The 18745-nt window shown below is 61.0% G+C and carries 8 protein-coding genes, 2 tRNA genes, 3 rRNA genes and 1 riboswitch; of the genes, 4 read left to right on the top strand and 9 right to left on the bottom strand.

The genetic code is table 11. The features are described from left to right. The first annotated feature begins 27 nt into the window (after positions 1-27). Together B0G69_RS24835 and B0G69_RS24830 are read left to right on the top strand one after the other, a co-directional pair. Positions 28-1185 carry a carotenoid 1,2-hydratase gene (locus B0G69_RS24835; RefSeq protein WP_121321926.1) on the top strand — a complete coding sequence of 386 codons (1158 nt, stop codon included), beginning with the start codon at positions 28-30 and terminating at the stop codon, positions 1183-1185. A gap of 94 nt (positions 1186-1279) precedes the next feature. Next, positions 1280-2457 (top strand): IS3 family transposase gene (locus B0G69_RS24830; protein ID WP_199731329.1). Its coding sequence is split into 2 segments (ribosomal slippage): positions 1280-1547 and positions 1547-2457, totalling 1179 coding nucleotides; the frame shifts between segments, so codons are not numbered across the junction. 123 nt (positions 2458-2580) lie between these two features. On the opposite strand, the gene rrf is transcribed toward B0G69_RS24830, so the two are convergent. The 5 genes from rrf to B0G69_RS24805 all read right to left on the bottom strand — a co-directional run bounded on the left by rrf (position 2581) and on the right by B0G69_RS24805 (position 7966). Continuing rightward, positions 2581-2694, bottom strand: a 5S ribosomal RNA gene (gene rrf, locus B0G69_RS24825). 201 nt (positions 2695-2895) lie between these two features. Further along, positions 2896-5776, bottom strand: a 23S ribosomal RNA gene (locus B0G69_RS24820). 384 nt (positions 5777-6160) lie between these two features. Then, positions 6161-6236 (bottom strand) — tRNA-Ala (locus tag B0G69_RS24815). A gap of 54 nt (positions 6237-6290) precedes the next feature. Further along, positions 6291-6367: transfer RNA gene (locus B0G69_RS24810), tRNA-Ile, on the bottom strand. A 66-nt stretch (positions 6368-6433) separates the two neighbouring features. Continuing rightward, positions 6434-7966, bottom strand: a 16S ribosomal RNA gene (locus B0G69_RS24805). The 16S, 23S and 5S rRNA genes sit together here with 2 tRNA genes alongside, the layout of an rRNA operon. A gap of 514 nt (positions 7967-8480) precedes the next feature. On the opposite strand from B0G69_RS24805, the gene B0G69_RS24800 reads away from it, so the two are divergent. Continuing rightward, positions 8481-9425, top strand: coding sequence for a flagellar brake protein (locus B0G69_RS24800; RefSeq protein WP_121321924.1), 945 nt, complete (start codon positions 8481-8483; stop codon positions 9423-9425). 43 nt (positions 9426-9468) lie between these two features. Here the strand turns inward: B0G69_RS24800 and B0G69_RS24795 are convergent, their stop codons facing one another. From B0G69_RS24795 to cobW, 4 genes are read right to left on the bottom strand one after another with little or no spacing between them, the layout of a single operon-like run. After that, complete coding sequence (locus B0G69_RS24795) at positions 9469-10095, bottom strand: VWA domain-containing protein (RefSeq protein ID WP_241991455.1); 627 nt, start codon at positions 10093-10095, stop codon at positions 9469-9471. Positions 10096-10151: 56 nt separating this feature from the next. Further along, on the bottom strand, positions 10152-11264 hold the full coding sequence (locus B0G69_RS24790; protein WP_121321922.1) for an ATP-binding protein: 1113 nt from the start codon (positions 11262-11264) through the stop codon (positions 10152-10154). After that, positions 11261-15091 carry a cobaltochelatase subunit CobN gene (cobN, locus tag B0G69_RS24785; protein ID WP_121321920.1) on the bottom strand — a complete coding sequence of 1277 codons (3831 nt, stop codon included), beginning with the start codon at positions 15089-15091 and terminating at the stop codon, positions 11261-11263. The genes B0G69_RS24790 and cobN overlap by 4 nt, the downstream gene beginning before the upstream one ends. A gap of 6 nt (positions 15092-15097) precedes the next feature. Then, a complete protein-coding gene (gene cobW, locus B0G69_RS24780; RefSeq protein ID WP_277873561.1) occupies positions 15098-16192 on the bottom strand; it encodes a cobalamin biosynthesis protein CobW in 1095 nt (364 codons plus the stop codon). Positions 16193-16400: 208 nt separating this feature from the next. Beyond that, positions 16401-16681, bottom strand: a riboswitch (cobalamin riboswitch). 661 nt (positions 16682-17342) lie between these two features. Here cobW and B0G69_RS24775 point away from each other — a divergent pair. After that, positions 17343-18743, top strand: coding sequence for a TolC family outer membrane protein (locus tag B0G69_RS24775; RefSeq protein WP_121321916.1), 1401 nt, complete (start codon positions 17343-17345; stop codon positions 18741-18743). Positions 18744-18745: the final 2 nt, after the last annotated feature.

Raw genomic sequence — 18745 nt, 5'->3', positions numbered from 1 at the left:
GTTATTGAGGCGGCCTCGCCGTGCGAGATGCCGTGCGCAGCGCCGCATTCTTCTCCTTTCGGGACAAATCCGCCGCGATTGCATTCTCGCCTTCGCGGTCTGCTTTGTCTGAGTCTACTCGCCGCATCGTCCGTGTTCGGCGCGCCTGTCGAATTCGCCGCGGTCACGCCCGACCATCCGGTTTCCTTGCCGCAGGACAGCGGCGCTCACCCGGCTTTTCGCACCGAGTGGTGGTACGCGACGGGTTGGCTCACCACGCCCGACAATCAGCCGCTTGGTTTTCAGATCACGTTTTTCCGCTCGGCGACGGATCACGACGCCACCGATCCGAGTACTTTCGCGCCGTCGCAGTTGATCATTGCGCATGCCGCGTTAAGCGATCCAGCACTTGGACACCTGGCGCATGATCAGCGCATCGCGCGTCAAGGCTTCGGACTCGCCTATGCGCAACCGGCCAATACCAACGTCAAGCTCGATGCATGGAAAATCGTTCGCACTACGGAGGGCCGCTACGACGTCACCGCCGACGCTAATGGATTCTCGCTGCATCTCACACTGACGCCGACGCAAGCTCCATTGATCCAGGGTGATCGCGGATATTCGCGCAAAGGTCCACGACCGGAACAGGCGAGCTATTACTACAGCGAGCCGCAACTGCGCGTGACTGGCAGCGTAGTGCGTCCGAATGGGTTGGCGAGTTCGTCGCGCGGGAATACCGCCGTGACGGGCGTGGCGTGGCTGGATCACGAATGGTCGAGTACGCTACTCGACGCCAATGCCGTCGGATGGGATTGGCTGGGGGCGAACTTCGCTGATGGCTCGGCCCTGATGGCATTCAGGATACGCAGTCGCAATGGGCACGCGATATGGGCGCATGCGGCCCTTCGTGACCCTGCTGGCCGGATGACCACGTTCGGCCCTGACCAGGTCGAATTCACACCGGTGCACACTTGGCGCTCTACGCGCACGAACACGCTGTATCCCGTTTCGATGGCCGTCAGAACAGGCACGCTGAGGTGGCGACTGGATCCGCTGATGGACGATCAGGAGCTCGATTCGCGGCAGTCAACGGGCGCGGTGTACTGGGAAGGGGCGGTGAAGGTGAGTCGCGAAGGTGACGGGACGGGGCGGGGCTATCTCGAGCTGACCGGTTACGCGGATGCGCTGCGGATCGGGAAGCGCTGAGGGGCTGGCGTGCCGTCCGGAGCATGTAGTGGTCTAATTTCCTCGGACAGGTCGATAGGGGGACAATCCGGAATCGACGAGGAAAAAGAGCAGGATGACAAGAAGGCGCCGACAATTTGACACCAGCTTCAAGCTGGAAGTGGTACGGATGGTACGGGACCAGGGGTTATCGGTCAGCGAAGTCTGCCGGTCGATGGACCTTGTTGAGACAGCCGTGCGGCGCTGGGTGGCCCAGTACGACGCAGAGCGTGCGGGCGGCCCCGGCGAGGGCAAGCCGTTGACGGCGGAACAGCAGCGCATCCGGCAACTTGAAGCGGAGAACCGGCAATTGCGCGAGGACAATGCGCTGCTAAAAAAAGCGTCGGCCTTCTTTGCCCGGGAACTGAAGTGAGTTACCGCGTGGTAACTCACTTGCAACAGGAGGCCGTATCGGTCAGTCACGCCTGCCGGGTGTTGGAGGTGAGTCGCTCTGGCTACTATGCGCACCAGCGCGCTAAGCCGAGTGCAAAGAGTCTGCAGGAGCGGACCCACGTCAAGGCAGCATTCGTCGCCAGTGGCGCGAGCTATGGCAGCCGCCGTGTGATGCATGCGCTGCGGGAGCATGGGCCGCATATTGGTCGCTACCGGGTGCGGACGCTGATGCGCGAAGCGGGCCTGCGCACGAGCTGGAAGCGCAAGTTCGTCTCGACGACCGACAGCAGGCATACGCTACCTGTCGCGGAGAACGTGCTCGACCGGAAATTTGAGGTCGCCGAGCCCAACCGCGCGTGGGTTTCGGACATCACGTATATCCGCACGGCGCAAGGCTGGCTGTATCTGGCGGTCGTACTGGACCTGTACTCACGCAAGGTGGTCGGCTGGTCCATGGCGCCGACCATGCCGGCCGCACTGGTCATTTCGGCACTGACCATGGCGCTGCAGCAGCGTCGGCCAGCGTCAGGCCTGCTCCTGCATTCGGACCGGGGCAGCCAGTACGCGAGCGATGAATACCAGGCCTTGCTCAAGCAGCATCACGTGGTTTGCAGTATGAGCCGCAAAGGAAATTGCTGGGACAATTCGGTAATGGAGCGGTTCTTCCTGAACCTGAAAATGGAGCGCGTGTGGCAGCGTCAGTACGCCAACCACGATGAAGCACGGCGCGACATCAACCAGTACATCGTCGGTTTTTACAACGCAGTACGCTTGCATTCGACTTTGGGCTATCTGTCGCCCGTTGCCTACGAGGCAAAACCGACAGTAAAAGAACCTATCAGCCTGTCCGAAATAACTTGACCACTACAGCAACGTGCGAAGCGCCTGCCCGGGCCGTTGTCCTCTATTCCGTCCGGTGCCCTGCCGCGCCGTAAACGCAGAAACCCCACCTTTTGGGGGTGGGGTTTCTGTTGCTGCTGGGGAGCCTGACGATTACCTACTTTCACACGGGCAATCCGCACTATCATCGGCGTGGAGTCGTTTCACGGTCCTGTTCGGGATGGGAAGGGGTGGGACCGACTCGCTATGGTCATCAGGCATGACTTGTTGTCGTGTCGCCTCTGGGGGCGGCACAACCAATCGGGAAGAAGTAGTGTCTGGTGATGCTCACCAGAGGAGGCGGGCTGTGTTGTTCGAGGCACAACACTGATCTCAACCTGGGTGTCTGTTGCCCCCTTCGGGGGTGGGATGTCCATAAGTGCCGAAGCACTGACGGTCATCGCAAAACACACCTGTTATAGGATCAAGCCTTACGGGCAATTAGTATCAGTTAGCTTAACGCATTACTGCGCTTATACACCTGACCTATCAACGTCCTGGTCTTGAACGACCCTTCAAGGGGCTCGAAGCCCCGGGGATATCTCATCTTAAGGCGAGTTTCCCGCTTAGATGCTTTCAGCGGTTATCTCTTCCGAACATAGCTACCCGGCGATGCCACTGGCGTGACAACCGGTACACCAGAGGTTCGTCCACTCCGGTCCTCTCGTACTAGGAGCAGCCCCCTTCAAATATCCAGCGCCCACGGCAGATAGGGACCAAACTGTCTCACGACGTTTTAAACCCAGCTCACGTACCTCTTTAAATGGCGAACAGCCATACCCTTGGGACCGGCTACAGCCCCAGGATGAGATGAGCCGACATCGAGGTGCCAAACACCGCCGTCGATATGAACTCTTGGGCGGTATCAGCCTGTTATCCCCAGAGTACCTTTTATCCGTTGAGCGATGGCCCTTCCATACAGAACCACCGGATCACTATGACCTGCTTTCGCACCTGCTCGACTTGTCGGTCTCGCAGTTAAGCACGCTTATGCCATTGCACTATCAGCACGATTTCCGACCGTACCTAGCGTACCTTCGTACTCCTCCGTTACACTTTGGGAGGAGACCGCCCCAGTCAAACTGCCTACCATGCACTGTCCCCGACCCGGATCACGGGCCAAGGTTAGAACCTCAAACAGACCAGGGTGGTATTTCAAGGTCGGCTCCACGCAGACTGGCGTCCACGCTTCACAGCCTCCCACCTATCCTACACAGACCGGTTCAAAGTCCAATGCAAAGCTACAGTAAAGGTTCATGGGGTCTTTCCGTCTAGCCGCGGGGAGATTGCATCATCACAAACACTTCAACTTCGCTGAGTCTCGGGAGGAGACAGTGTGGCCATCGTTACGCCATTCGTGCAGGTCGGAACTTACCCGACAAGGAATTTCGCTACCTTAGGACCGTTATAGTTACGGCCGCCGTTTACCGGGACTTCAATCAGGAGCTTGCACCCCATCATTTAATCTTCCGGCACCGGGCAGGCGTCACACCCTATACGTCCACTTTCGTGTTTGCAGAGTGCTGTGTTTTTATTAAACAGTCGCAGCCACCAGTTTATTGCAACCCCTTCACCCTTCTGGCGCAGGCCAGTCAGGCTACCGGGGCGTACCTTATCCCGAAGTTACGGTACCAATTTGCCGAGTTCCTTCTCCCGAGTTCTCTCAAGCGCCTTAGAATACTCATCTCGCCCACCTGTGTCGGTTTGCGGTACGGTCCTGTTAAACTGAAGCTTAGAGGCTTTTCTTGGAACCACTTCCAGTTGCTTCTTCACCGAAGTGAATGGCCTCACACCCTTGAATTGCGCGCCCGGATTTGCCAAAGCGCCTTCTCCAATGCAAGGACCGGGACTTCCAACACCCGGACAACCTTCCGCGATCCGTCCCCCCATCGCATTTAACAATGGTGCAGGAATATTAACCTGCTTCCCATCAGCTACGCATTTCTGCCTCGCCTTAGGGGCCGACTCACCCTACGCCGATGAACGTTGCGTAGGAAACCTTGGGCTTACGGCGAGGGGGCCTTTCACCCCCTTTATCGCTACTCATGTCAGCATTCGCACTTCCGATACCTCCAGCACACTTTCCAGTGCACCTTCGCAGGCTTACGGAACGCTCTCCTACCATGCACATAAATGTGCATCCGCAGCTTCGGTATATTGCTTAGCCCCGTTACATCTTCCGCGCAGGACGACTCGATCAGTGAGCTATTACGCTTTCTTTAAAGGATGGCTGCTTCTAAGCCAACCTCCTGACTGTTTTAGCCTTCCCACTTCGTTTCCCACTTAGCAATATTTGGGGACCTTAGCTGGCGGTCTGGGTTGTTTCCCTCTTGACACCGGACGTTAGCACCCGATGTCTGTCTCCCGTGATTGCACTCTTCGGTATTCGGAGTTTGCTATGGCGTAGTAATCCGCAATGGACCCCACAACCATGACAGTGCTCTACCCCCGAAGGTGATACACGAGGCACTACCTAAATAGTTTTCGGAGAGAACCAGCTATTTCCAGGTTTGTTTAGCCTTTCACCCCTATCCACAGCTCATCCCCTAACTTTTCAACGTTAGTGGGTTCGGACCTCCAGTACGTGTTACCGCACCTTCATCCTGGCCATGGATAGATCACCTGGTTTCGGGTCTACACCCAGCGACTGAACGCCCTGTTCGGACTCGCTTTCGCTACGCCTGCCCTAATCGGTTAAGCTTGCCACTGAATGTAAGTCGCTGACCCATTATACAAAAGGTACGCCGTCACCCCCTTGCGAAGGCTCCGACTGTTTGTATGCATGCGGTTTCAGGATCTGTTTCACTCCCCTCCCGGGGTTCTTTTCGCCTTTCCCTCACGGTACTGGTTCACTATCGGTCGATCACGAGTATTTAGCCTTGGAGGATGGTCCCCCCATCTTCAGACAGGATTTCACGTGTCCCGCCCTACTTCTCGTACACCCAGTTCTTCCTCGCTGTTTTCGCTTACGGGGCTATCACCCGCTATGGCAGCACTTTCCAGAGCCTTCAGCTAACAGTGAAGATAAAGAGTACAGGCTGGTCCCATTTCGCTCGCCACTACTCTGGGAATCTCGGTTGATTTCTTTTCCTGCGGTTACTTAGATGTTTCAGTTCACCGCGTTCGCTTCGCATGACCTATGGATTCAGTCATGGATACTCCATTCGGAGTGGGTTTCCCCATTCGGACATCTTCGGATCAAAGCTCGTTTGCCAGCTCCCCGAAGCTTTTCGCAGGCTACCGCGTCCTTCATCGCCTGTGATCGCCAAGGCATCCACCACATGCACTTGTTCGCTTGACCCTATAACGGGTGTGTCTTGCGGCCCGCGTTAGCGCTTTAGCGCTTACGCGGGGCTCATCCCCGAAGGGGACAAGGTTCCCGAAGGACTCTCCAGTTCACATTCCGCTACAGGTTGAGTATTCGTGTTGCGCCGTATTCCAAAGCAATCTTTCGATCACTTAAAAAATACATTGATACAATCACAACCCTGATTCACCTACCCGCACACCCATCTCCAGGTGTGCTTTCGTGAATCTCTTTACTACTTCTTCCTGATTGTTAAAGAACGACAGCCGATCGCGCAATCCGTGATTGCGTATCGCTCTGACTGGCTCAATCGCCAATGCTTGTTTCACTACACCGCCAACTCCCGTTAGCGCATGCAGACAAACCAGCATTGAGGATTGGTGGAGGATGACGGGATCGAACCGACGACCCCCTGCTTGCAAAGCAGGTGCTCTCCCAGCTGAGCTAATCCCCCAGTCATGCAGATACCCCAGAGGTTTTTAGCCGGTCAGCTCACCAGACAAGACTTTGGTGGGTCTGGATGGATTCGAACCATCGACCCCCGCCTTATCAAGACGGTGCTCTAACCGGCTGAGCTACAGACCCCTGAGTCTGTCTTTTTCACAGCCGATAAGCGTGAGCGCTCAACACTTCTGACGCGCTTAGCTCGAGAAAGGAGGTGATCCAGCCGCACCTTCCGATACGGCTACCTTGTTACGACTTCACCCCAGTCATGAATCCCACCGTGGTAAGCGCCCTCCTTGCGGTTAGGCTACCTACTTCTGGTGAAACCCACTCCCATGGTGTGACGGGCGGTGTGTACAAGACCCGGGAACGTATTCACCGCGGCATGCTGATCCGCGATTACTAGCGATTCCAGCTTCACGCACCCGAGTTGCAGAGTGCGATCCGGACTACGATCGGTTTTCTGGGATTGGCTCCGCCTCGCGGCTTGGCAACCCTCTGTTCCGACCATTGTATGACGTGTGAAGCCCTACCCATAAGGGCCATGAGGACTTGACGTCATCCCCACCTTCCTCCGGTTTGTCACCGGCAGTCTCCCTGGAGTGCTCTTGCGTAGCAACTAGGGACAAGGGTTGCGCTCGTTGCGGGACTTAACCCAACATCTCACGACACGAGCTGACGACAGCCATGCAGCACCTGTGTTATGGCTCCCTTTCGGGCACCCCGGCCTCTCGGCCAGGTTCCATACATGTCAAGGGTAGGTAAGGTTTTTCGCGTTGCATCGAATTAATCCACATCATCCACCGCTTGTGCGGGTCCCCGTCAATTCCTTTGAGTTTTAATCTTGCGACCGTACTCCCCAGGCGGTCAACTTCACGCGTTAGCTACGTTACCAAGTCAATGAAGACCCGACAACTAGTTGACATCGTTTAGGGCGTGGACTACCAGGGTATCTAATCCTGTTTGCTCCCCACGCTTTCGTGCATGAGCGTCAGTATTGGCCCAGGGGGCTGCCTTCGCCATCGGTATTCCTCCACATCTCTACGCATTTCACTGCTACACGTGGAATTCTACCCCCCTCTGCCATACTCTAGCCCGCCAGTCACAAATGCAGTTCCCAGGTTAAGCCCGGGGATTTCACATCTGTCTTAGCGAACCGCCTGCGCACGCTTTACGCCCAGTAATTCCGATTAACGCTTGCACCCTACGTATTACCGCGGCTGCTGGCACGTAGTTAGCCGGTGCTTATTCTTCCGGTACCGTCATCCCCCCAGGGTATTCGCCCAAAGGATTTCTTTCCGGACAAAAGTGCTTTACAACCCGAAGGCCTTCTTCACACACGCGGCATTGCTGGATCAGGCTTGCGCCCATTGTCCAAAATTCCCCACTGCTGCCTCCCGTAGGAGTCTGGGCCGTGTCTCAGTCCCAGTGTGGCTGGTCGTCCTCTCAGACCAGCTACAGATCGTCGCCTTGGTAGGCCTTTACCCCACCAACTAGCTAATCTGCCATCGGCCGCCCCTTGAGCGCGAGGTCCCGAAAGATCCCCCGCTTTCCTCCGCAGAGCGTATGCGGTATTAATCCGGCTTTCGCCGGGCTATCCCCCACTCCAGGACACGTTCCGATGTATTACTCACCCGTTCGCCACTCGCCACCAGACCGAAGTCCGTGCTGCCGTCCGACTTGCATGTGTAAGGCATGCCGCCAGCGTTCAATCTGAGCCAGGATCAAACTCTTCAGTTCAAACCTGTTACTGTTTTTCGGTCTCTTTCGAAACCGGTCGCTCACTCAACGTACTGACGAAGTGTCCGACCATCTCCCGATGGTCAAACCTTCCTTTCATTACTGTGTGAGACTTGATACTTCCGCTTTTACGGCAGATTCCGCAGAATCCACCGTCGCGTCCCGCATCAAGCGCCCACACTTATCGGCTGTTAATTTTTAAAGATCGATCCGCTCACGCACAGCACCCACTTCAACCACCCGGCACCGCGTCGTTCTGCGTCGCTGCATCCGCAGCAGAGAAACGAGATTATGGAGAACGGCCGCCATGGCGTCAAGCCCCATCGGTGAATTTTCTTCTGGTCAGCAAAGCCACGCCTCCGGGCAAAGTCAAAAATTAGTTAGTTATCCCATTTTATCGAACACCCCGTTCGGAACCGCCGACGCGTAATCGACCGCAATAGCCTCGCACTAAAGTTTTCACTCCCGCCGCCGTCAACCAAGATATCCCGCCACTTAAAATAACCGCCCGACCATGGATAATCCTGTCGAGGAACACGTCGTGGAAAACTCGCCCGCCGCGCTATCTCCGGTGCTTGCCCCGGATGCGGTGCCGGTCGGCACGCCCCTCGCGTGGCCGATCGTCGACAGCGACGGCACACTGCTGTTCGCCAGCGGCACTACCCTCGCGAACACGGACGAGCGCAACTTCCTGTTCGGCCACTTTCACCCGCAGCGCGGTAATTTGCCGGACACGGCTATCCAAGCGCCGCCCACGGCAGCACCCTCCGCGGACTCCGCCGGCGAACTGACGCTAAAGGACATGCACCTCGAAATAGGCGCGTTGATCGGCGTGCGTTCACAACTCGGCAGCGGCGCGCCAATGCATCCATGCCGCATCATCGGTTTCGCGCCGAATCACGCGCTCTTCGTCACGCCGCCGTTGCAGCAAGGCCGCCAGCTATCGCTCGCGCCGGGCGAAAACGTCGAGATCGTCGCCATCGCCAGCCAGGCCGTGTTCCGCTTCGTCTGCACGGTCGAAGCGGTCTGCCGCGCGCCGTTCGACTACGTCGTGCTGTCGAAGCCCGGCGTCGTGCGCCGTCTGCGCGAGCGCAAATCGATCCGCGTTCAGGCGCATCTGGCGGTACGTTTCGGCATCGGCGAAACGGGCGATGCATATGAAGGACTCGGTCTGGCAAAGGGCATCAGCGCGCTCGGCATGTCGTTGAGTGCCTCGTGGACCCTCGGCGCGGTCGGCGAACGGTTGCGTATCGCGTTCCGCCTGAAGTCGGCGGAATTCGATACGCAGATCGAGACCAGCGCCATCATCCGCAACGTGCAGAAAGGCAACGCGCCGGGCGCCCCGTCGAACCACGGGCTCGAGCTGGATCGGCTCGACGCGTCCCAGCAGATGGCGATGAAAGTCTTCGTATTCGACCGGCAGGACGAGGTGCAGTACTGGTCGAACGGCCTGAAATAAGCGTATCGAAGCGGACCCACAGACGCACGCCCCGCTCAGACGCTCAGCCGATCAACTCTTCCGGCCTGACACGCCGCGCTCCCCAGGCATCCGCGAGTGCCTCGCAACGGCCGAGCCGTATCGGCCCCTGCTCGAAATCGACGAATACGACTTCGTCCGCGTCGAGTGGGCGCGTGGGTTCGTCGCGGGTGCGGCCATCGGTGAGAATCCACAGCCAACGCTGCTGGGCGGGCTTCACACGCGCACTCTGCGCGAGCAACTGTGCGGCGCGCCGGATGCCGGACATGAGCGGCGTGCCGCCGCCACCTCCCACCGGCCGGAGCCAGCGCTCGTTCCACCAGCGCGGCACGGCCGGGCCAAAACGCACGTCGGCATCCGTGCCGCCGAAACAGACCAGCGCAGCTTCGGCGCGCGCGGCGCTCGCGCGGTCGAACAGCGCGATCAGCAAGCCCTTCGCGAGCGCGAGACGCTGCCCGGCCAGCATCGAGCCGGAACAATCGAGCACGAAACAATGCAGCACGCCGCCGGGCGGTGCCTCGCGCACGAATTGCAGGTGCTCCGCACGCAGCGGCGCCGCGCGCTTCGCGGCAAGCGTTAGCGGCCAGGCGATGCGCGTACCCGACTTGCCGCGCGGATCGCTCCGCAGATGACTGCGCGAATTCGCACCCACGCCTTGTCGCCATCGAAAACCGCTGCGCGAGTCAGCGGCGGCGCCCTTCCGATGGCTCAGCGTTTTTTTGCGGCAAGCGGTATGACGCCTTTGACTTGCGTGGTCGGGGCCGGCTCGGGCGGCAGGTAGCCCCAGTCGTTCTCGTCGGCGCCGGGAGACGCCGACGCGGCATCCGCACCAGATCCAGCCGGTCGATCCGCATCGCCGCCCGCATCGGCTTGCCGCTGTGCTTCGCTCTCATACGCATCGCCACCTGCCTGCCCATCACGCTGATGACGCCGATGAATCAGCACCGCCCCGGCGACCCGGTCGACATGCTCCGCCGTTACCGCGACCGCCTGCTCCAGCGCGGCCAACGCCCGCGCCGCGCGCAGCATCACGAGATCGGCGCGCAGACCATCCACGGCCGCCTCGATGCACAACGCGCTGACGTGCGCGTGCACGGCATCGTCGAACGCGAGCTGCGGCAGCGCTTCGCGCGCGGCACGAATCCGCTCGACGTACGCCGCCTGCCGCCCCGCATAGCCCGCGCGAAAACCCTGCGGGTCGAGATCGAACGCGAGCCGCGCCTTCACGATCGCCTGACGCATTGGCGGCTCGAAACAGTTCTGCAACTCGACCATCAAGCCGAAGCGGTCGATCAATTGCGGCCGCAGTTCACCCTCTTCGGGATTCATCGTGCCGATCAGCACGAAGCTCGCGTCGTGGCTATGCGAAACGCCATCGCGCTCGACGGTGTTCACGCCGCTCGCCGCGACGTCGAGCAATGCATCGACGAGCGCATCGGGCAGCAGATTGACTTCATCCACATACAGCACGCCGTGGTGCGCTTTCGCGAGCAGGCCCGGCGAGAAGCGCACCGAGCCGTCGCGCAGCACGGTTTCGATATCGAGCGTACCGATCAGACGGTCTTCGCTCGCGCCGAGCGGCAAATTCACCAGTTGCCCTTGCGGCAGCAACTCGGCGAGCGCGCGCGCCGCGGTCGACTTGGCCGTGCCGCGCGGCCCGCTGACCAGCACGCCGCCCAGCCCCGGATCGATCGCGGCCAGCAGCAGCGCCTGCTGCAACGGCGCCTGGCCGATCAACGCGGCAAACGGAAACGCGGGCCGCTGATCAGGCCGCGGATCCCCGGCCGCCTGGTGGCTCACTGCTGGCGTCGCTGCATTCATGTCTGCATTCCTTCGATCTGCTGCTCGCTCGCGAGCAGATGCCCTTCGACTTGCGCACGGTATTCACCCGGCGCCTGCCACAACCCCCGCTGCATCGCTTCGAGCAGACGCTCGCAGACCGAATGCAACGCATGCGGGTTGTGCCGCTGCAAGAACCCGCGGGTATTAGCGTCGTTCAGATAAGCATCGGCGACGAGTGCATATTGATGATCTGCGATCACCCGCGCGGTCGCATCGTAACCGTACAGATAATCGACGGTTGCGGCGATCTCTGCCGCGCCCTTATAGCCGTGGCGTTTCACGCCATCGATCCACTTGGGATTGACCACACGCGAACGAATCACGCGCGCGATTTCCTCATGCAGCGTGCGCACTCGCGGCGCGCTCGGGTTGCTGTGATCGGCGTGATACACGCTCGGCTGAGTGCCAGCCAGATGTCGCACCGCCGCGACCATGCCGCCCTGGAACTGATAGTAGTCGTTCGAATCGAGCAGGTCGTGCTCGCGGTTATCCTGGTTCTGCAGCACCACGTCCAGCGCGGCGAGGCGCGCACCGAACGCATCGCGCGCTGCTTCGCCCGCGTGCTTCTGCGTGTACGCGTAGCCACCCCACGCCTGATACGCGTTCGCGAGATCGGCGTCGGTCTGCCACTGCTGCGAGTCGATCATGTCCTGCAGACCCGCGCCATACGCGCCGGGCCGTGCGCTAAACACGCGCCAGCCGGCGCGCCGGCGCGCCTCGGCAGCGTCCATGCCGCGCGCGATCAGCGCATCGCGCTCGCGCCGCACGCGCGCACGAATCGGATTCAGCGCTTCGGGTTCGTCGAGTTCGGCAACGGTCTGCACGGCGGCGTCGAACAGGTGCATCACGTTCGCAAAGGCGTCGCGGAAAAAGCCGGACACGCGCAACGTGACGTCGATTCGGGGACGGTCGAACGCTTCGATCGGCATGATCTCGAAGTCGGTCACGCGATGGCTGCCCGGCGCCCACTTCGGCCGCACGCCGAGCAGCGCGAGCGCCTGGGCGATGTCGTCGCCGCCGGTGCGCATCGTCGCGGTGCCCCACACCGAGAGTCCGATCGCGCGCGGATAATCGCCCTTGTCCTGCAGATGCCGCTCGAGCAACTGCTGCGCGGATTTCAGTCCGAGCGACCACGCGGCTTGCGTCGGCACCGCGCGCGTGTCGACCGAATAGAAATTGCGGCCGGTGGGCAGCACGTCGGGCCGCCCGCGCGACGGCGAACCGCTCGGCCCCGGCGGCACGAAGCGCCCTTCGAGGCCGCGCTTCAGATGCAGCATTTCCTGTGGACCGCAGGCGTCGAGCCTCGGCAGCACGTCGTCGCGCAAGCGCTCGATGACCTGCTCCGCTTGCGGCAGCGTACCGGCTGGCGTTATCGCGCGTGATATCCCGCCGTGCAACTCGCTCAGATCGCCCCGGTCGCCGCACACGCCGCTCAACATGTCCGCCGCCAGCAACTCGAGCCGTTCGCGCGTGTCGCCGCCATGCCGCCACGGCGCATCGCTCACCTGCTGCAACACATCCGGACGCGGGCCGTCCCACACCGCCGACCAATCCACCGACAGCGGATCGAACAGATGATCTATCCGCAGATCGCGCGCCAATGCGTCGATCAAGCCGGCTTTAGCGCCTTGCCCGTCGCCGACAGGAAAGCGCCCCAACGCCAGCAACGTGTCACGCCGTTGCACGCCGTCGGGCGATTGCCCGAACGTATGCAAGCCATCGCGAATCTGCGCTTCCTTCAGTTCGCACAGCCACGCGTCGACGCGCGTGAGCAGCGCGTCCTCGTCATCCTCGCCGCTCGGCTCCGCGAGACTCAGCTCCTCATGCAGCTTGTGCTCGACGATCGTCGCCAGAATGCTGCGCCGTAGCAGCTTCGAGCGGCGTGGATCGACCATCAGCGCTTCATAGTATTCGTCGACCTGACGCTCAAGATCCTGCAACGGCCCATAACTTTCGGCGCGCGTGAGCGGCGGCATCAGGTGATCGATGATGACCGCCTGGGCGCGCCGCTTGGCCTGGCTGCCCTCGCCCGGATCGTTGACGATGAACGGATACAGATGCGGCATTGGCCCGAGGATCAGATCGGGCCAGCATGCGTTGCTCAACGCGACGCTCTTGCCTGGCAGCCATTCGAGATTGCCGTGCTTGCCGACATGCACGACCGCGTCGATAGCGAACTGGTGACGCAGCCAGAAATAGAACGCGAGGTAGGCATGCGGCGGCACCAGATCGGCGTCGTGATAGCTCGCATAGTCGCCTTGCTCGCGCGAACGCGCAGGCTGGATGCCGACGAACACCTGCCCACACCGCCAGCCCGCGATCATGAAGCGGCCGCGCCGCAGCGTCGGATCCTGCTCGGGCGTGCCCCAGCGCGCATTCAGTGCTTGACGCGCGCCGGCGGGCAGCGCGTTGAAATGTGCGAGATAGTCGTCGAGCGCGAGGCTTTGCAGCGCGGGCCGCAGATCGCGCATCACCGGATCGTTGGTTACGCCTTGCGTGAGCTTCTTCAGCAGCGCATCGCCATCGGCGAGCAATTCGTCCGCGAGACGATAGCCCTCGTCGCGCAGCATCGCCAGCATGCCGACCACCGACGCCGGTGTGTCGAGTCCCACACCATTGCCGATGCGCCCTTCGCTCATCGGATAGTTGGCGAGAATCAGCGCGAGTTTTTTGTCCGCGTTATCGAGTGAACGCAGACGGCACCAGCGCCGGCTCAGTTCGGCGAGAAAGCCCACACGTTCGAGGTCCGGCTGATAACGCACCACGTCGACCTGGGTGTGCACACAGCGATACGCGAGCCCCTTGAAACTGATCGCGCGCGTGATGATGCGCCCGTCCACTTCCGGCAGCGCGATATGCATGGCGATATCGCGCGAATTGAGGCCGTGGTTGTCCTTGAGCCAGTCGTCGCGATTGCCGCCGCTCAAAATCACCTGGAACACCGGCGCGTCGCCGGCCAGCGCGAGCGGCGCGGGGTCGTCGATCGCGGACGCGGCGAAGGCCGTCGTGTTCAACACCAGCGCGACCTCGTGTTGCGCGCATAGCGTCTGCACGACGTCGCGGCTCATCGCATCTTTCAGCGACGTGATCGCGATCGGCAACGGATTGAGGCCCTGCGCTTCGAGCGCGTCGATCAGCGCGTCGAACACCGCCGTGTTGGCCGCCTGCAGATGCGCCTTGTAGAACAGGATCGCCGCGATCGGCGCGCCGGCTTGCCAGCGCGCCTGCCAGTCGGCGACGCTCGGCACGTCGTGCCGCGGATGATAGAGCGCGGCGGCCGGCAACGCGCGCGGCGGCGCAGGCTCGCGCCCCCAGCCGAACGCGCGGTGCGCGATGCAGCGCAAAAACGCCTCGGCGTTTTGCGGCCCGCCTTCACGCAGATAGCGCCAGAGCTGATGACACAGATCGGCGTCGGCGGTGCTGCGCGCGAGCAGGTTCGGATCTTCCTGCAAGTCGCCGGAAAACATCGCGAGCGTCTGCTGTTTGCGCTCCGCCAGCGCGACCACCTGCTCGATGCCGTACGGCCAATACGCTTCGCCGCCCAGGTGATCGACCACCACCACGCGCGCGTGCTGCAGCACATCCTCGAGATAGAAATCGACCGAGGCCGGTTGCCGCAGATACGTGACGTTCGCGAGCCGCACGCTGGGGAAGCCCTCGCCCAGCCGCGGAAACACACTCGCGAGCAGCGACAGCGTGGTGTCGGCGGAACTGAGCACGACGATGTCGGCGGGCTGCTGATCGATACGGATCACGCCCTGCGTATCGTCGACGAAACCGCCCGGCGTCGTGCGCAGCAGATGCATGAGTGCTTACGCCTCGCTGGCCGCGGCGCTCGACGACACGACGCCGAGCGCCGCGTCGAACGCGCGTTGCAACGCGGTCTGGTCGAGATCTTCGCCGATCAGCACGAAGCGGCTTTGCGTCCCTTCGCCGGGCTGCCAGCGTCGATCGAAATAGCTGTCGAAGCGCCGGCCCACCCCCTGGATCACGAGACGCATCCGTGCGCCCGGCAATGCGGCGAAGCCTTTCACGCGGTAAATCGTGTTCGCTTCGACGAGCGCTTGCAGCGCGGCGATCACCGCTTCGCGCGACGGCGCGCTCGCCTGCACCACCACCGAATCGAATTCGTCATGGTGGTGATCGGCATCCTCGGCGGAACCGTGATGATCGTGGCGCAAGTGGATCGTTTCTTCCGATGCCGCTTCGAGACCCAGCAGCGTATGCAGATCGAGCTGGCCCATTTGCGCGCGCACGATCTTCACCTGCGGCGCAATCTCTTCGCGGATCACCGCTTCGAGCGCGCCTTGCTGCGCGTCGTCGAGCAGGTCCGTCTTGTTCAGGATCACGAGGTCGGCCGACGAGAGTTGATCTTCGAACAGTTCGTGCAGCGGCGACTCGTGATCGAGATTCGGATCGGCCTTGCGCTGCGCGTCGACGGCCACGGGATTGTCGGCGAACTGGCCGCTGGCGGCAGCCGGGCCGTCGACGACCGTGACGACCGCATCGACGGTGAAGCTGTTCCTGATCTGCGGCCAGTTGAACGCCTGCACCAGCGGCTTGGGCAACGCGAGACCGGAGGTTTCGATCAGCACGTGATCGATCTGCTCGCGGCGCTCGACGAGCTTTTCCATCACGGGAAAGAACTCTTCCTGCACGGTGCAGCACAGGCAGCCGTTCGCGAGTTCATACAGTTGCCCTTCGGTTTCGACGCCGTTTTCATCGCAACCGACGCCGCAGCCTTTGAGGATTTCGCCGTCGATGCCGAGCTCGCCGAACTCGTTGACGATCACCGCAATGCGCTTGCCGCCCGCATGCTGAAGAATATGCCGCAGCAGCGTGGTCTTGCCGCTGCCGAGAAAACCCGTGACGATGGTGACGGGGATCTTGCGCATTTGAGTTTGCATCGTGTGGTCCATCCGTAGGCGTTGCACGGGGCCGCCGGTACGTTCGCGCGTCTGTCTGCATGGGCCGGCCGAGCGGACACGCACGAGGCGCACGCGCTGCCAAAGCCGGCTCGATCACAACACACGGGGACGAACGGCGGCGTCGCCGCGACAACGGTAAACAGAAAGCGGGTGTGAGGTCAATAACGCGCCGTCGCATCCCCGCGACGGGCATCCTGCGTATTCTGGCCGGTATCCGGGCTGGCGAAAGCGCCGCTTCCCCTTCCCGGACGAGTGATTTCTCGCCCAGTGGTGATATGCCGACGCGGCCTTGCGCGTGGACATCGAAGCCGGCTCCGCAGCGTCGGTCAATCCAGTCGACGCCACTTTTCGCTTACCGTTGCGGGGGCAGCACAGGTTGACCCGGTCCAATGCAGGCGGGCACCCTGTTTCCCGTTTAACTGCATGCGCACGAGCGCGCACACGAGCACCAAAGTGCGTGCGAGTGTAGGCCGGCGGCTCCGCGCCGTCAAGGAAACGCCGGCCGCAAGCGCTTATCGGACGGGGTGCCATGTGCTGTCGTATGCGCGCGTTTGGTGCCCGCACATGCGTTCGCGTGTGCAGTTAAACGGGAAACAGGCAGCGCGTCATGTGCTCAACCTGTGCTGTCCCCGCAACGGGCATTTACGTGAAAACCCCTATCCCTTGGAAGCCTTGTCAGGCAAGGGTTCCAGCCAGATGCGCTGGAGCCCTGCGGGGCGACTACATTGCCGTGGGGAGCGAGTGGGGAAGTTGCGGGATGTTTGCGGAAAGAACCCCGGCCGTCTGGGGGAATTCGTAAAGACCACTTGCCATTGGCGGCGGTTATGAAGCTGGGTCACCAGACACGCGCGAACGTCACAGCGGGCCGGATTCCCAGCGGGAAAGTACATCACTCGTCATCGTCTGCCCGGCGAGGCCAGTTGAGGGACGGCGGACGATTTTCCGGTTTCACAATTACCGGACGCAAGACAACTCCCGGACTCTTCTCGGCTTCGACAACATCGGCATTTACATTTCAGATTCGTCCGACTTCCAAAAAGGGGACGCAGCAGTAGCCTCTTGGATCCATTGTCCAGGAGGAAATTTAGCGAATGCCAACGAATCAAATCAGCGACGCCGTGAGCCTGTGATGCTCAACAGGAATTGTCCACGACGTCGTCTGGCCAGACAGACCGCGCGTCTGTCGAAAAACCGTGCGCTTTTGCTCGGCCTCCTCACGCTACTGTCTGGCGGCGTGCCAACGTATGCGGCAGGCCTGCTGCAACTGGCTGACGACGCATTCTCCAACGACGCCAAACTTGCGAGCGCCGAAGCGGCCTATCGGGCAGGACTTGAAAAGGAACCCGAGGCGCGCGGCGCGCTACTGCCTCATCTTTCCTTTACGGAATCCACATTCAGGAACACCGTCAATGTTCCCGGCCAGCCTGCGGCCGGCTATTCGACGGTCGGGTCAACGCTGTCGCTGAACCAGTCTGTTTTCAAGTGGGACGACTGGCAAATCTATCAGCAAAGCAGGCTATCCGTGATGGCGTCCGGCCTCGCCTTCGCAAGTGCAAAACAGGATGCGACACTTCGTGTGTCGCAGGCATACTTCGACGCGCTGGGCGCTAAGGACACTTTCCTGCTGGCCCAGGAGCATCAGCGTTCAGTCGCTGAACAACTGGCGCTCACACAACGAACATTCTCGCTAGGCGCTGCCACCGTCGTTGACCTTGATGAAGGACAGGCAGCCGCGGACGCTGCCGTGGCTGACCTTGCACATGCACAAGGCGACCTCGCGACCCGATACGCCGCCCTGCAAAAGATAGTGGGGCATCCTGTCGATGGCCTGGACCCACTCAATGACGATGCGGCGTTATCGCTTTCCATATCTCAGCCAATCGAAAACTGGGTGTCGGATGCCGAAACGTCAGGGCTGGACGTCAGACAGCAGCAGATCGCCCTTGAGATTGCACGACGCGAAATCTCGAAGGTCAATGCGGGATTCATGCCGAGCATATCGATTGTCGGCAATGTCAGTCACGGTAACGCGGCATTCATCAACGGACAGACAAACTTCAATACCGGCGCGAACCGGGCAACGTCCGGCGAAGTGGGAATTCAGATCAGCATTCCCCTGTTCGACGGATTCTCCACGACGAGCAGAAAGCGCGAGGCGCTCGCACTGCGCGACAAGGCAGACCACGATCTTGAAGACGCGCGCCGTTCGGCTGCGCTGGATGCGCAACAGGCGTTCTTTGGTGTGCGTGATGGACTGGCGCAGGTTTCCGCGCTTCGCACCGCGCAGCGGTCGGCTGAGACCGCCCTGCGTTCGAATCGCAAGGGCTTCAAGGTGGGTGTGCGGATCAATGCAGATGTCCTGAATGCCGAGGACAAACTGTTCAGCACCCGGCGCGATCTTTCAAAAGCGCGCTACGACACACTGATGCAATTTCTCCATCTCAAGGCAAGCGTGGCCCAGCTCGACGGCACGACGCTCGCGCAACTCGTCGGCAGCAGCGACGGGCAACCCGAGCAGCCAAACAAATAAAA

Source organism: Paraburkholderia sp. RAU2J (assembly GCF_003634845.1).
Classification (GTDB): Bacteria; Pseudomonadota; Gammaproteobacteria; order Burkholderiales; family Burkholderiaceae; genus Paraburkholderia; species Paraburkholderia fynbosensis.
This window is presented reverse-complemented; position numbering and strand designations above follow the sequence as displayed.

Bases quoted from the DNA above. Each gene is read 5' to 3' on its own strand.
- B0G69_RS24835 (WP_121321926.1), top strand. From the start codon at position 28: ATGCCGTGCGCAGCGCCGCATTCTTCTCCTTTCGGGACAAATCCGCCG.
- B0G69_RS24800 (WP_121321924.1), top strand. From the start codon at position 8,481: ATGGATAATCCTGTCGAGGAACACGTCGTGGAAAACTCGCCCGCCGCG.
- B0G69_RS24790 (WP_121321922.1), bottom strand. From the start codon at position 11,264: ATGAATGCAGCGACGCCAGCAGTGAGCCACCAGGCGGCCGGGGATCCG.
- cobN (WP_121321920.1), bottom strand. From the start codon at position 15,091: ATGCATCTGCTGCGCACGACGCCGGGCGGTTTCGTCGACGATACGCAG.
- cobW (WP_277873561.1), bottom strand. From the start codon at position 16,192: ATGCAAACTCAAATGCGCAAGATCCCCGTCACCATCGTCACGGGTTTT.
- B0G69_RS24775 (WP_121321916.1), top strand. From the start codon at position 17,343: ATGCTCAACAGGAATTGTCCACGACGTCGTCTGGCCAGACAGACCGCG.